At 70.2% G+C, this 14,336-nt stretch carries 14 protein-coding genes; all 14 read right to left on the bottom strand.

What is annotated here, in order from left to right; all coding sequences use genetic code 11:
* Positions 1 to 16: 16 nt before the first annotated feature.
* Genes ACGF7Y_RS04300 through ACGF7Y_RS04235 form a run of 14 tightly spaced genes read right to left on the bottom strand, consistent with a single transcriptional unit; the run spans position 17 to position 14,270 of the window.
* Positions 17 to 1,681: a peptidoglycan DD-metalloendopeptidase family protein gene (locus tag ACGF7Y_RS04300; protein WP_393229012.1), complete on the bottom strand. Its 1,665-nt coding sequence runs from the start codon at positions 1,679 to 1,681 to the stop codon at positions 17 to 19.
* Between the two features lie 37 nt (positions 1,682 to 1,718).
* On the bottom strand, positions 1,719 to 2,027 hold the full coding sequence (locus tag ACGF7Y_RS04295) for a transposase (protein ID WP_040867646.1): 309 nt from the start codon (positions 2,025 to 2,027) through the stop codon (positions 1,719 to 1,721).
* Entirely contained in the window at positions 2,024 to 4,168 is a 2,145-nt protein-coding gene (locus ACGF7Y_RS04290; RefSeq protein WP_393229009.1) for a hypothetical protein, read from the bottom strand. Before ACGF7Y_RS04290 ends, ACGF7Y_RS04295 begins: the two co-directional genes overlap by 4 nt.
* 7 nt (positions 4,169 to 4,175) lie before the next feature.
* Complete coding sequence (locus tag ACGF7Y_RS04285; RefSeq protein WP_062973526.1) at positions 4,176 to 5,666, bottom strand: SCO6880 family protein; 1,491 nt, start codon at positions 5,664 to 5,666, stop codon at positions 4,176 to 4,178.
* Positions 5,663 to 7,135: a hypothetical protein gene (locus ACGF7Y_RS04280; RefSeq protein ID WP_393229006.1), complete on the bottom strand. Its 1,473-nt coding sequence runs from the start codon at positions 7,133 to 7,135 to the stop codon at positions 5,663 to 5,665. Before ACGF7Y_RS04280 ends, ACGF7Y_RS04285 begins: the two co-directional genes overlap by 4 nt.
* Positions 7,129 to 7,944: a hypothetical protein gene (locus tag ACGF7Y_RS04275; RefSeq protein ID WP_393229005.1), complete on the bottom strand. Its 816-nt coding sequence runs from the start codon at positions 7,942 to 7,944 to the stop codon at positions 7,129 to 7,131. The genes ACGF7Y_RS04280 and ACGF7Y_RS04275 overlap by 7 nt, the downstream gene beginning before the upstream one ends.
* 20 nt (positions 7,945 to 7,964) lie before the next feature.
* Positions 7,965 to 8,777 carry a hypothetical protein gene (locus ACGF7Y_RS04270; protein ID WP_393229003.1) on the bottom strand — a complete coding sequence of 271 codons (813 nt, stop codon included), beginning with the start codon at positions 8,775 to 8,777 and terminating at the stop codon, positions 7,965 to 7,967.
* Positions 8,774 to 9,430 (bottom strand): hypothetical protein, encoded by a 657-nt coding sequence (locus tag ACGF7Y_RS04265; protein ID WP_393229001.1) that lies wholly within the window; start codon positions 9,428 to 9,430, stop codon positions 8,774 to 8,776. The genes ACGF7Y_RS04270 and ACGF7Y_RS04265 overlap by 4 nt, the downstream gene beginning before the upstream one ends.
* A gap of 31 nt (positions 9,431 to 9,461) precedes the next feature.
* The gene (locus ACGF7Y_RS04260; RefSeq protein ID WP_040867663.1) at positions 9,462 to 9,737 is read right to left on the bottom strand and encodes a hypothetical protein; all 276 of its coding nucleotides are present in this window, start codon (positions 9,735 to 9,737) and stop codon (positions 9,462 to 9,464) included.
* 7 nt (positions 9,738 to 9,744) lie between these two features.
* Positions 9,745 to 10,041: a hypothetical protein gene (locus ACGF7Y_RS04255; RefSeq protein ID WP_039799032.1), complete on the bottom strand. Its 297-nt coding sequence runs from the start codon at positions 10,039 to 10,041 to the stop codon at positions 9,745 to 9,747.
* Between the two features lie 51 nt (positions 10,042 to 10,092).
* Positions 10,093 to 10,755: a DUF6668 family protein gene (locus ACGF7Y_RS04250; RefSeq protein ID WP_357115641.1), complete on the bottom strand. Its 663-nt coding sequence runs from the start codon at positions 10,753 to 10,755 to the stop codon at positions 10,093 to 10,095.
* Positions 10,752 to 11,630, bottom strand: a complete 879-nt coding sequence (locus ACGF7Y_RS04245) for a MinD/ParA family protein (RefSeq protein WP_393228996.1) — start codon at positions 11,628 to 11,630, stop codon at positions 10,752 to 10,754. The genes ACGF7Y_RS04250 and ACGF7Y_RS04245 overlap by 4 nt, the downstream gene beginning before the upstream one ends.
* Before the next feature lie 15 nt (positions 11,631 to 11,645).
* Positions 11,646 to 12,614 (bottom strand): hypothetical protein, encoded by a 969-nt coding sequence (locus ACGF7Y_RS04240; RefSeq protein ID WP_393228993.1) that lies wholly within the window; start codon positions 12,612 to 12,614, stop codon positions 11,646 to 11,648.
* A gap of 57 nt (positions 12,615 to 12,671) precedes the next feature.
* The gene (locus ACGF7Y_RS04235) at positions 12,672 to 14,270 is read right to left on the bottom strand and encodes a cutinase family protein (RefSeq protein WP_393228991.1); all 1,599 of its coding nucleotides are present in this window, start codon (positions 14,268 to 14,270) and stop codon (positions 12,672 to 12,674) included.
* Between the last annotated feature and the right edge of the window lie 66 nt (positions 14,271 to 14,336).

The raw sequence follows: 14,336 nt of genomic DNA, 5'->3' as shown, positions 1-14,336 counted from the left end.
TCGGATCCGTCACCGCTCACAGCACCCTCCTCGCCCGTCCGTCCCCCGGCACCGCGACTTCCGAAACGCCGCCCGCCGAGCGGGCGTTCGCACCTGGCACGGACTGGATCATCCGACCGTTGCCGACGTAGATGCCGACCTGCGCAGGGCCGCGGGGACCGAACGAGCTGAACACCAGATCGCCCGGCTGCGCTTTCCGCATCGGCACTTCCGCACCCGCCTCCCACTGCTGTTCGGCTGTGCGCGGCAGCGTCACCGCGCCGGAGGACGCCGCGAAGACCGCCGCCGCGGTCAACCCCGGGCCGTCCAGTCCCCCGCCGCTCGGCCCCTGTGGCCCGCCACCGCCCCAGACGTACGGGGTGCCGAGCCACTCGTTCGCGGCCTCGACGATCTGGTCACCGGCCGAACCCTGTCCGGGAGTGAACCGGCCGAGCGAACCCGGCGCTCGGTATTGCGCTTCCATCGTGAGGATATTGCGCACATACGGCTGGGTCTCGGCGTAATGCGCGGCAACCTGGTTCGGCATGCCGCCGGACGTCAGGACCGCGCCCTCGCCCGCGTTGTAGGCCGCCAGCGTCAGCGCGACGATGTCGCCCTGCACCCTGCCCTCGGCCTGCCACTGCTGGATCTTGTGCGCGATCGCGCACATATAGCGCCCTTGGCCGATGATCGCGTCACCGTCGTCCCACACACTGGCCACGCCGTTGCCGTCGGCGTCGATCACATATGGCCTGCCGTCGTCGGGATCGATGCTCACCGCGGTGGTCGGCAGGAACTGCGCCAGGCCCTGGGCCCCGGCGGGCGAAGTCGCACCGCGCCGGAAACCGGACTCCTGCCTGCCCTGCGCGGCCAGCAGCGAGGGCGTGATCTGCGGACAGAGGGAACCCGCACGGCGGTACCAGATCTCCAGTTCTTGTGGCACCTTGCCCGCGGCCAGCGCACCACCGACGGTGCCGAAGCCGAGGCTGCAGCGTGGATCGCTGGAATAGGCGCGCGCACCGCCGACGTCCGGGGTCGGCGCGCCGTCCAGCCAGGGCAACGGGTCGATCTGACGACCGCCGGTGAACCGGCCGCCCGGAACGATCTCGAAATGCAGATGGGGGCCGCTGGATTCACCCGCCGAGCCGACCGCGCCGATGTGCTGCCCCGCGGTCACCGTGTCGCCCGGCCGGACCAGCACGCCGGAGTCCCACATGTGGCCGTAGACCGCCGAGTACGAGCGGCCGTTGGTGTCCACCGAATCGACGACGATCCAGTTGCCGAATCCCGACGCCGGACCGGCGGCGACGACGCGGCCGTCGGAGACCGAGAAGATGGGCGTACCGTCCGGCGCGGCCAAGTCGACGCCCTTGTGCGCGCCGCCCCGCGCGCCGAAGGTGTCCGAGACGGTGAAGGTTCCGCTGGCCATCGGCAACGTGCGGCGCAGCGGGCCTGCCCCCGCGGCGAGTGAGGGCGTGGCGGTCGCGGCCGAGTTGGTCTGTGTCGCGCCGGGACCGGTGGTCGCGGCGGCGCGCCGATCGCCCGGCGCGTAGCTACCCAGCGGCGGAAGCGCCGACTGCGAACCGAGCACCGAGCCGCCCTCGCAGGCGTCGTCCACGGAGGGCATGACGATGACCAGCACGATGGTCATCAGGCCGAGCACCGCGCCCAGCGCCGTCCACAACGCCGTTTTGCCGCTCATCGCCGCACTCCGGCATCGTGCCGCGCGCAGCCCGGGTTCACGTCCGGCGCCGGGCTTCGTTGAGAGTGTCGGCCAACGTGCGGTTCATCTCGGCGGCGGCCGCCAATTGCTGTTGCAGCAGCGCCACTTTGCGCCGCAGCGCGGTCGCGTCCATCCGCTCCAGACCGGGGCCTTCGGCCGCGCGCACCCAGTTCCGCACCGAGTTGGTGTGCACACCGATCTGTTCGGCGACCACGCGGCAGGCCTCCGATTCACTGCGCAGCTTGCCGGTCAGGGCGATGACCTGTTCGACCGCCGCTTGGCGGACCTCCGGCGAAACGCGACGGTAGGACCGGTGCGGCATCATGCGGCACTCCCCGGTGAATCCGTTCCGCGCGAGGTCGACTCGGTGAACTCGCTGAAGCGCTGGTTCGTGTCGTGGATCCCGCTTTCTTTCTCCGACAGTGTGAACTCCATATGGAACGGGATGCCGGGCCTGCGGTCCTCACCGATCTTCAGCAGGAATTTACCGGTGCCGGGCGGGGACGGCCGCTGCTGTCCCGGTTTGAGCGCCTCGCCGGTCAGCGCTTGCGGTGCGGACCATCCGGTCACCATCTCCTCCTCGGCCGATGTGAACGGAACCGTGCTGTCCAGCCGTTTGATCTCCTCGGCAGGAAGCGCGCCGAAGATCTTGGCGCGCGCCCGCTCGAGGAAACCGAGCGCTTTCGCGATGGCGGCTTCCGAGCCGAGCGCTTGCAGGTCCTTGATGGTGTGGCTGATCATGATCAGCGCGGTGGCGATGCCGCGCTGCAATCGGGTGAGCTCGTCGACGCGGTCGACCATGAAGTCGCCGAGGCCGAGCACCTGCCACAGCTCGTCCATCACCACCTGGAAATAGCGCTGCGGGCCGAGCTTCGCGTCGGCGAGCACGTGCGCGGCCTCGACCGAGGCGAACCCGTCGGCCCAGCAGGCCAGCATGACGGCGGCTTTGAGCTTCTTGTCGCCGGTCGGGATGTGCGAGACGTCCATGCACACCGCGACCGCGCTGGTGTCGATCGGCACGGTGGTCTGACCGTTGAAGACGGCGCCGAACGGCCCCTGGGTGAGCGCGCGTAGCGAGCGGCGCAGCCCCTTGATCGCTTCCATGTACTCCGCGAGGTCGTCGGCCCCCGCGTCCAGCATCAATTCCTCGCCGCCGCCGACGATCACCTCGAGCAGGTTCTCCATGATCGGCGGCTTGTCCGGCGTGTATCCGCTACCCGGCCGGTAGAGGATGCGCAGCGCGGTGGAGATCAGCGTTTCCTCGTAGTCGCGCACCCGGTCGCCGCGCACCAGTTCGACCAGGCCGGCGATCAACGTCACCTGCCGGGCCCGCAGGTCCTGCAACACCTGCAGTTGCAGGGCCGGGAACTCTTCCAGCCGTGGAACGACCGCACCGAGAACGCCCGCCGCCAACGGGTTGAGCTTGCCGTGCCCGTAACCCAGGTCGATCACCTGGCCGCCGACGAGCTCGACCATCTTGCGGTAGTCCGGTTTCACGTCGGCGAGGATCAACGGGGTGATCCCTTGCGCGATGCCGCCGAGCACGATCCGGCGAACCAGCGAGGATTTGCCGAAACCGTTGAGGCCGAGCACGAAGAGGCTGGGCGCGGTGATGAAACTGCCGCGCATGAACCAGTTCATCGGGTCGAAGCACACCGGTGCCCCGGTGTGCAGATGCGAACCGAGGGGCGTGCCGATCAGCGGCGCACCCGCGCCGACCGACCAGGGCCACAGGCCGGCGACCTGAGCGGTGGTGGCGCGGTACTCGACCGGGCGGCCGACCACGTTCATCCGGCCGCCGCCCGCGCCCGCGTAACCACGATCGGTGAGTTGCGCTGTGCTGCGGTCGAAACCGTCCTCGATCGTCTGCTCCGCGCGCGCGGCGTAGTTGCGGCGGCGGATGTCGTCGGTGCGGACCCGGAACTGCGCGAACGCCGCCCGCAGGCCACTGCCCTCCCGGGCGATCATCTCCAGCTTGGCGCGGGTGGCGTCATCGAGCAGCGGCGGCCCGGACTGCTTGCGCCGATCCGCCTTCGCCTTCGCGCGGCGGGCCGCCTTGTCCGTGTTCGGTGCGCCCATGGCGCGGTCGGCGGTGTAGTCGACCTTCGCGGGCCGTGCCACGCGGCCGTTCCTGGCGCCGTTGCGATCCGGACGCGCGGCGATGCGCTCGGTGACCGCGTCACGGGACATGCGCGGGTTCCGCTCGCCGCGAGACCGTTCGGCGTTCGCCCGGTCCGTGCGCGCGCCGTCGGGCCTGCCGGCGCCCGATCGCCCGCGCCGCTCGGCCGCCCGCCGGTCGGACGTGTCCACGCCCGGCCGGTCCTCGCCGTTCACCCGCGCCGAATCCCGTGCGGGACGCCGCCGCTCGGGCCGCTGTCCCCACTCGTCCCGGCCGGATTGCTCGAGCCGCCTGCGGCGTGCGTCCTCGTCCCGTTCCCGTACGGGTGGCTCGTAGTCCCGTGCCATGAATCGCTCACCCCGCCAGTGCCTTCGGAATAGTCGCGTGTTCCGGCAGGATCACTCCGCACCCGAGGGAGGCCGCGAAGGCCGCCGCCTGGTAGCGGTAGCACCGCCGAATCTTCAGGCGCGCCTGGGTCGACAGGTCGCGCGTGATGGCTTCGATGCGCGGCAGGTCACCGCGCAAGGGCTCGGTGATGGTCACCAGCGCCCCGAAGCGGGTCACACCGTGACCCCTGGCCTGCTCTTCGCGGGCCTGCTGAGTCGCGCCCACGCGCAGCGTCGCCGCCGCGGACACGACCCCGCGTTCGCTCTGTTGGGCCACCAACGCGTTCTTGAAATCGTCGTCGACGATTTCGGCGGCGTCGGCGGCTGAGTGCGGACGGTACACGATCGCGATACGTTTGCGCGGGACTTCGGGATTCGGCGCGAGCAGCCGCTGCAGCACCCGCTCGTCGACCGCGCCCTCCGGCGCCGCGTCCATCTCCCAGGTGACAGAGCGGCCACCGTCGTGCACCAGGTGATCCCACTTCTCGTCATGGGACACCGGACCCGCGTCCGCCCAGTCCAGGCCGTGCCCCTCGGGTTCGCCCGCGGCCACTTCCAGGTCGGCCTGCGAAGCGGGGTCGTAACTGCGGCGGATGAAGGAGATCACCTCGTCGGCCGACATCGGCTGGGCGCGCACACCGGCTTCCGCGAGCGCGGCGCAGATGCCGGGCAGGCGACGGCCGATCTCGACGGCCTCCTCCGCCGGGTTCTTGCGGCGCTCGGCGGTGGTGGCCTTGAACGTGATCGCCACCCGCGGCAGCAACTGCACCCGTTCCTGCGGCAACTCGGTGGCCAGCTCGTACATCACCTGCTGGGCCAGCTCCGGCGCCTCCGGCCTGGTGATCGTGGAAACCTCGGTGAGCAAACGGTTTCCGGTCTCCGGCACGGTATCGATGACCGGCACCACCGCCACGATGTCGCTGGTCTGGCCCACCGAGGCGAGGAAGGTGCCCCACGCCGAGACCCAGCGGTCGATCACCGGCTGGTCCACCGCCTCGTGGCCTTGCGGCCACGCGCGCAGCACCACCGTGTACTGGGCGAACTGCGGGAGGTGGATCATGCCGAAGCTGTAACCGCCCGCGTCGATGCCCTCGTACAACTTCGACGGCGCCAGCAGTCCGGGCAGGCGGGTGACGCCGCCGGGGATCCGGGAGAAGCGGCCGCCGCGGTACACGTGCTCGCCGCGACTGCGCGAGCGCATCCAGTTGAACATCATCAATCCCGTCTCGTAGCCCGAACGACCTCCGGTCCGCCACACCAGCGGGACCATCACGACGACACCGATGCCGCCGACGATCACACCCCACTGGAAGCCGCCGACCATCGCGGTGATCAGCGCCGTGATCACGACCGCGAAGCCGAGCACGGTTTCCTCCCAGCGCAGGCCGAAAAGGCCCGCGCTGCGCGGCTTCTGCCAGAGCCCGTACGAGCGCCGCTCGTAGGTGTCGGTGAGTGTCATCGCGGAATGGTGCTCCTCCCGAGGTCGGGTGAACGGTTCGTCCAGCGGTCGCCCGCGACGTCACCCATGGCTTGGTCGGCCCGGTTCAGCCCGCCGCTCGCGGCGCGCGCCGCGCCGATCCGGCCCGCCGTCCTGGCCGCTCCGGACGCTACCCCGGCCGCGCCCGCGGGTCCGGAGGCGCGCGGAGCCGCACCGCCCTGTGGGCCGCCGCCGCCACGCGGCGGGGTCGGCCTGGGCGCGCCGCCGCCGCGCGGGCCGCCCGCACCGCCCGGACGCGGGCCGGTGCCGCTGCCGCTCACGTAACCGGCCCTCCCCGGAGCCGCGGCGCTCTTGACGCCGACCGCCTTGGTACCCATGGCGCCCAAGGCCGCCACACCGACCAGGGTGCCGCCCGCCGCGGTGAAACCGGAACCGCCGCTGCCGACGATCGCGACGGCCGGAGTGGCCAGTCGCATGAGCGCGGGCAGCACGAACGCCACGCTGCACAGCAGCACGATCGCGACCAGCATGCGCTGGGCCTGCTCACCGTCGGGCAGGCCGCCCGTCGGGGTGAGCGAGTCGACGTGGCCCGCCGTCGTGAACGCGATCATGTAGACGATCGCGGCCACCGGTTTCCACAGCATGAAGGCGATGATCCAGCCGATCAGCTTCTGATAGGACTGCTTGCCGATGTTCATCCCGGAGGCCGCCGCCGCCAGCGGCAGCACTCCGGCCGCGATCACCAGCAGGCCCTGCCGCACGATGGCGAGCACGATCTGCGCCAGCGCGCCGAGCAGGCCGACGATCGCGATGATCAGCACGAGGCCCGGCGAAAATGCTTGCAGCTTGCTGGTTTTCACCATCAGCTCGGCGAGGTCTTTGGCGTTGCCGTTGGTCGAGTCGTCGATGATCCACTCCGCGAAGCGGTCCGACGCCTGCGTACCCGCGACGATCACCGCGCCGAGCATCCAGGAGCTGAATATGACGCGGGTGAACATCCGGAACGATTCGGCCGCCTCGTTCATCGCCGCCCCGCGTCTGGCTTCGGCCAATCGCGCCCCGGAGAGGATCACCGACGCTATCAACAGCAGGATCTGCGCTTGATAGGTGTAGTCGTTGATCTTGGTGAACAGCGAACCGGAGTCGCTGGCAGCCTCGTTGGGCACCTTCATCCAGAAGGTCAATGCCAGGATGATGGCCTCACCGAGACCGTTCATCAGCGAATCGACCACCTTGCCGAAGGTGGAATCCCAGGCCTTGTCCTTCACCGCCGTCGCCGCCTGGCCGGGATGCGAGGCGGCATTACCCGCCTTGCAGGCGGCGGACGCGGCGTCGCCGAGGGAAATGCCGGGCAGGCCGACGTTGTCGAGCGTGTCGTGAATCTCGTTGCACGTCTCGTCGAAACCGTAGGTCTGGCCGTAGGCCACGGTCGGCGTCGCGATCATCACCGTGAAGATGACCGCGAGTATCGTGACTAGGCGCCTCACCATTGTGTCCACCCCTCGATGTTCAGCAGGGACTCGATCTGCACTCGCTCGTCGCCTGTCACCGTGGTGAGCTTCCAATCTCCGTCTCGCCACCGGACCGCCAGGCGCATGCCCACCCATGTTGGTTGGCCATCAACTGTTTCTCGAGCCTTTCTCGCAAACTGCACTTTCGCGAAATCATCTGCATAGCTTTCGATTCGGAACGCATCCGAAGCGAACAACAGGGGCCTCAGCTTGTCTGGCAGGCGGTCGGACACCTTGCCCTCGGCGACCAGCCGGTCGTACTCGGCCAAGTACTGGGGCGTCACGTCGACCAGCCGGGTGAGCAGGGAGCGATCCTTGGGATTGGCGTTGGTCCGCCAGTAGATCTGCTCGGCGGCCAGCGCGGCGCCCTGCGGCGTGTGCGCGAATCCCAGCGCGGCGGAGCCGTCGATCCGGGAGGGGCCGTCGGAGGCGGAGAATCGCACGACCGGACCACCGAACAGGCGCTGCCACACGCCCTCGCCGTTCGCGGGCGTCGGCGCGGCCGCGGTCCATCCGGGCGTGCCCGGTTGCTGCCGCTTATCCGGATGCTGTGGCAGGACGACACCGGTCGCGCGGACGGGGACGTCTACGCGACGGCCGAACAGGTCGGTCTCCGGGTTGCCGAATTCCGCCGTCGCGGTGCCGGGTTCAGGATTGCTTTCCGAGGTCGTGCCGGGCCCCGCGTCGCGCTCGTCGGCGGAGGCGTTGTCCCGCAGGGCGGCGACCGTCAGGGCAGCTGCCAGCGCGACGCTGATCACCGCGCCCGCGCCCATCAGCGCCAAGGGCATCCGACCGGAACCGCGCCGGCTCACCACTGCGTCCACCCCGTCAGCGACTCGAGATACTCCATCTGGGTGTTGTTGGTGGTCGACGGCTTCAGGCGCCAGTCGCCCGCATCCCACACCATGACCAGGCGCGTGGCCACCCACAGCCGTTTGCCGTCCACCACCGGTCCCCTGGTGGCCAGCCGGACGATGGCGAGATCGTCGGCGTAGTCGTCCACTTTGAACGCGTCCGAGGCGACGAAGTAGCGGGTCACTTTTTCCGGCTGCTGCTCGGGCAGGCGGTCGTCGGCCAGCGCCTTGTCGTAGGCGGCGATCTGCTGGGCGGAGACGCGGACCTGGCGCACGTACAGGTCGCGGTCGGCGGGACGGGCATTGAGCCGGTAGGTGATCTGCGCCGCGGCCAGTACCGCGCCCTGCGGGGTGTGCGCGTACCCGACGGCCAGGTCGTCCTCGATCCGCGTCGGCCCGTCGGAGGTGGAGAACGGGACGGAGGCGCCGTACACCCGCTGCCAGCCGTGCGGTTCGGCGGTGCCCTGCGGCGCCGCGGTCAGCCAGTCCGGGTCGGTGGGCTTGCGCTGCCGGGAGGGATCCTGCGGAAGCGGTTGTCCGGCAGGGTTGTTCGGGATGTCCACGCGCCTGCCGAGGATGTCCACCTCGGGGCTCGCGAAGCCGGTGCCGCCGGAACCCTCGGCGACGGCGGGGGCACCGCCAGCCTGCTCCTCGTCGCGGCTGACGAAGACGCAGATGCCGACCACCACGATGAGCGCCAGCACGGCGGCGGAGGCGACGATGCCGAAGGAGACACGGTCGCGCGCGTACGACTCCCTGTCGCTCACGTCGGTGCCTCCACTTTCACGATGTCGGTAGGAACTGCGTCGATCGGATCGATGGGTCTGGCGGTCGAATCCGGATCGGGCAGCCGTAATCTCCAGTCCTCGCCGAACCACTCGACGGCCGTGTGGTGCACCGCCTTCGATCGGTCGGAGTACTCGGTGTACACGTCGACGGTGGAGTGCCGGTCGGTGTAACCGGTGATCTTGTAGCCGAGCAAACGGGGCGCGAACTCCGGGGCCGCCGGGCCCGTGATCGACAGCTGCACCCGGTTGATCGCCCACTCGTCCTTGGCCGCGCCCGGAACGACCTCTCCAGCAGCCACTTTCGGCCATTGCGTGTCGGCGGCTACCGCCAGCCGCACCGAATGGGTCAGCGCGGCGATGGCCGCGCCGCGCGGCGAGTGCTCGAAGCCGGTCGCCGCGCCGTCGGCCGTCGATCGCGGCCCTTGGGCGGTGTGCGGCAGCGGCACGCCTTGGAACGGCTGCCACCGCACATCGGTGGGTGCGGCCGAGAGGTCCGGCCCCGCCGGGTCCGCGTTACCGCCGCAGCCGACCGCCGCGAACAGCAGCGCGGCGCCCACGACTCCGGCCGCGGGGCGGCGGATGTCGCGCCGCCACGCCGCGGAATCCGCCGGCCGCAGTACTGTCGAAGTCATTCCCGTGTCGTCCCCGTCCCGCTCCGGCGGCTCACGCGGGCAGGAACGCCAGGGCGATCCCCGACGCCGTGCTCGCCACCACAGCACCCAGCAGGCTCATCAGCACGCCGTGCGAGGCGTCGTTCATGGCCAGGTCGCTGCGGAAGGTCAACCACAGCTTCCCCGCGGACACGATCATCCAGGCGAGGCAGACCAGAAGGACGAACCACAGCAGCCAGTTCAGCAGCTGCATCAGCGGTGCGAGGACGTCGGCGGGCATCTGCTTGTAGGCCAGCAACTCGGCCGCGGGCATGCGCACGGTACTCATCGCGACCTCAGGTCCCGATGACGGCGTTCATGATGGTGCCCGCGCTGGTGGCGACCACGCCGCCGATCATCGCGCCCGCCACCATCTTCGGCGACTCCAGACCACCGCCGGTCCACTTCTCCCAGGCGAACTTGCCACCCGCGTAGACGATGCCGCAGATTCCGGACAACAGCACGAACCAGGTGAGATACCGCACCAGCTGCAGGATCTTCTCCGAGCCCGGCGGCGCCTCCGGCGTCGGATTACCGACTTGCGCGAGGACGGTGCCGTACGTGTCCTGCACGGCGAGGAGGAGCGTGCTCATCGGATGCCTTTCTCGAATAGTGGGTGGTTGTCGCCGTTTCGATGCGGACGATCACTCATCGGGCGGCTTACGGAGATCCGGTGACCGGCGGTCGTAGCTGGCCTCCTCCAGTGCCGTCCGAGCGGCCGCCACGATGTCGGCGCCGAGCTCCCGGACATCGAGCGGGACTTCCTCCAGCAGATCGAGCTTGCGTTTCCTGGATGGCATCGGATCACCGGGCGACCACACCGGCAGCTGCTCCGGTTCGACCAGCGTCCACTCCTCGTACCACGGCACCTGCCACACCTGTCCGGCCAGGGAACCGACCACGTCGCGGTAGCGGCGGATCTCGGGAGCCATCCGGCCGGGCCGCGCAGCGACGGTGATCAGGCCGAGCACGTCGGAGGGACCGGCGAAACCCGAAAGATGTTGGCGCAGAAGGTCGTGCGCGCGGGACAGACCGGCGATGGTCTCTCTGGCGACGAGGACGACGAACGGACTTTCGCGGTCGAAGACGCCGGGCCAGCGGCGGCCCGAATCCGCCGCGGGCGCAAGCACATGCGCGAGGGTACTGGCTCCGGCGCCCCCGTGCACACCCAGCAGCCAGACCAGCGGCGCACGGCCGACACCCGGTACGGGGCGGTCCCAGATGGCGGCACGGCGGGACTCCGGCGGGGCGATCACACCGGCGGGCGCGGGGTCGGGCTGACGCGGAAAAATCATGGCGGCGGTCATGATGCCACCCCGGCGAGCAAGCGCCCATACGCCCGGCGCGTCTCGGCGGCCAGCGAGGCGTGCCGCACGAGTTCGCCCCGGGCCAGGTGCGGATCGTAGGGAATCTCCTTGATATCGCGGACCCAGCCGGACAAGTGCTCGCGCAAATGTTCGGCTACCCGGGAGTCGTCGCCGGGGTACTGGTGGGAGACGACGATTGTCGTGTCGCCGACGACACCGCCGCCGTGTCCTTCCCCGGTATCGCCGAACTGGTCGTCGAGCCATTCCAGCGCGACCCGCAGGCGGTTGGCCGCATCCGTGCGCGCCGGAATGGCAAGCACCAGAGCCACATCCGCGTCATCGAGCAGGGGAAGCAGTTGCCGGGCGGCAATCGGATGTCCCCCGTCGTAGACGGCGGTGTATCCGGCGTCGCGCACCGCCCGGGCAACCGTGAGATAGGTCGCACGCCTGCGCAGCGGCGTGGCGTCGCGCCAGAGCAGGCCGATGCCCGAAGTCGCGCGCGACAGGCATTCCTTCAGCGGGGCGGGTTCGTCGTCACCGCGTCCGTACAACCAGGATTGCAGGCTGATCGGGTGCAGATGCTCGTCCGCGCCACGCAGCGCGAGATCGCTGCCCGCCGTCGTGGCGTCCACCGCGACCGTCGGGGTACCGCCCGTGCCGAGTTCGCCCGCCAAGCCCAACGCCGTCGTGGTGGTGCCCGCACCACCGCACCCCCCGACCACCAGGATCGGCCGCTGTGCCGGATGATCCGCCTCGGAGCCGTCATCCTTGCCGCGCCGCAACCGCACCACCGGAGCCTTGGAACGCACCGGCCGGCTCGGCGCAGCGCCCTCGCCGGGCGCTTCGTCGAGCCAGCGGCTCCAGTCCTCTCCCATCGCTTCTGCTCTCCTTTATCCGGCCGCGATACCCGTGATCAGGGTGCGGCCGTCGATCACCGCGGTGGTGACCGTCTGCCTGTTGTACGTGGCGGGCGCGCCGCCGGGCCGGTATTCGGTGACCTCCACCGAGTACCGGTTGTCACCCACCGTCACGATCCGCACGCAATGTGTCGTGCCCGCCGGGACGGAGTCGATGCCCCGCTGGATGACCCAGGCGGGCTGGACGTTGGCATCCGGTGCGACGACCGCGCGGGCTCGCTCCCCGGAGCGTTCCACGTAGTACGCGTACTGGAACGACAGCACCACCTCCGGCCCGGAGCTCGTGCCGCCCGCCTCCGCGCTGCGCACGATCGCGTCACTGCGCTCGGTCGGGCAGGCACCGGAACCCACCGCGCGCGGATTGCCGACCGCCTGGGCGCCGCCGACGGTGAGCTGCACCGACGCGGACACATGCGAGTCCCTCGGCAGCGCGGCGCGATCGGCGGCAGCGCGCAGCAGGAGCAGCACACCCACGGCCGCGACGGCGATGATCAGCACCGCCGCGATCACGATGAGCAACAGCCGGGCCCGGCGCACGGCGGGGTGGTCGCGGGCGGCCTTCCGCAGCGCACGCGACTCCGCGGGACGCGGCTGCTCGACCGGCTCGTGCTCGTCGTCGCCGGCCCACGGGAACGGCACCGGATCCACCGGCCGGGGTGCGACGTAGTCGTCGTCCGGACCGGGCGCATGGCCGGTCACCACCCAGTCCGACCACCCGCCGGTGAACTCGCTGCGCTGGGCGGGCAGGTCCGCGGGGACCTCCTCGGGCTTGCGCGGCCACGGCTCGGCGTCGCCGCGGATGTAGTCCGGGAAGCGCGCGGGTCCCTCGTCGTCCGCGGGGATGATGACATCCGCCTCATCGGGCTTGTCTTTCTCCGGTGCACCGGTCTCCGGCTCCAATGCGCCGTACCAGCGGGAAAGCTGTTTGTACGACTTCAACATTCCCCCATTCCCGCAGAGCAGGGCACGCAGTATCGCATCGTCGGACCCTCTCGGCGATCAGTTCGTGGAGAACGGGTAGGCGTTGGGTATGCCGGTTCGGTCGGTGGGCGGAATCGATGTCACGCCGCTGGATGAGGCGCCATCGGCTCCTGTCCCGAACGGAAATTGTCCCGTACCGGACGAAGTCGGCGTGGAAGACGCGCCGGAGCCGTCCCCGAAGAATCCGGTCGGTTGCTTCTCCAGCACCGGCCGTGGCTGGGCCTTGCCGCCGAAAGCGTCGGCGATGTCGCGGGCCAGCGCCGCGAGCCAGTCGGCGACGAACTGCGTGGGCGCGGCCCCGCCGGCCGAGACGGTCGCGCCGGCGTAGGCGGTGTGACGCTGCACGGTGTCCCAGTAGCGCACCCACGTCGTCGTGTTCAGCAGCTCGCTGTTGTCGGTGATGTTCTGCACCACCGCGTCGAATGCCTGGTTGATCAGCCGGACCCCGGTGGTCGGCGGAATCAGCTGAGGAACAGCGCCGACCAGCTCGGCGCCGAGCCTGACCAGGGCGGCGGGCGGATTCGCCAGTCCCGCGGTGGCCAGCTCGGAGATGTTCGCGGCGTCGATCACCGTCCGCACCACCGCGATCACCGAGTTCAAGCCGATCATGCCGATTTTCAGCAGCGCCTGCAGCGCGCCGGGCAGATTCAGCGGCGTACGCGGGTCCGAGGCGTCCGCGAGGCGCTGCGAGATCGACTTCTCCGGCGAGATCGACAGGGTGGCCAGCGAATTGCCCTGAACGTCCTCATCGAGCACCCGGGTCGCGGTCTTGATCGAGGTGAACGACAGCGCCTGTGCGATCGATACCAGCGAGCCGATCGGGTCGCCGCCGCTGAGCTTGGACTGACCGGCCACGTTGGCGACCGCCCGCAGGATCGGCGCGCCGTCCGGAGCGTCGCAGGCGAGATCGCCCGCCGCGCAGAAACTCGCCACCCGGCCGGTGAGCGCCCCGAAGTTCGCGGCCTTGTCCCGTTCCGGGCCGATGCCGCCGCCGGTGGCGGGAGCCTGCGGCAGCGCGGCGATGGATTCCAGCCGGTCGCCCGAGGTTCCCGGTGCGGGGTCCGGTGTCGCCTTGCCCGGCGCGCCGGGGAACAGCGGTGCCCCGGGATTGCGGGTCGGGTCGGCGAACAACGCGACCGCGGCGACCCGCTCGGCGGGCAGCACGCCGCGGCCCTGGCCGATCTCCTGCGCGAACATCGACGCGACATGCGCGCCCTGCGAGTAGCCGACCACCGCGAAACGACTGTTCGGGCACGCGTCGGCGACGGTCTCGGCCATGCTCCGCAAACGGGTGAGGCCGCCGGACACCGAATCCCAATAAGGCACCACGCCACCGGCTGTCGCCCCGCCGAAGCCGGATTCGTATGGCACGTAAGCCCGGTCGACCAGACCGGCGTCGGGAGCTTTCGCCATCATCGGCCGGAAAACAGTGGAGAGCATGCCCGTGTCGGTGCTCGGCGCGGCGTCCGGCGAGGACTCACCGGTGCCCTGAATCCCCAAGGCGTACAACGCGGGACAGGTCGCGAGACGGATCTGAGTGGAGGGCCCGGCGGGATCCGACGGCTCCGCCGCGGCGACACCGGCGGTCGCCACAGCCACGGCGAGTGCTACCAGCATCCCCGAGAGTCTTGCCGTGTATCCAGTCATAGCGATCCGCAATCAAGTCGTCTGCCGCAGGTACCT

Origin of the sequence: Nocardia sp. NPDC047654, assembly GCF_043205035.1 — a bacterium.
Taxonomy (GTDB): Bacteria; Actinomycetota; Actinomycetes; order Mycobacteriales; family Mycobacteriaceae; genus Nocardia.
The sequence above is the reverse complement of the archived record's forward strand: the minus strand, read 5'-3'. Positions and strand labels throughout refer to the sequence as shown.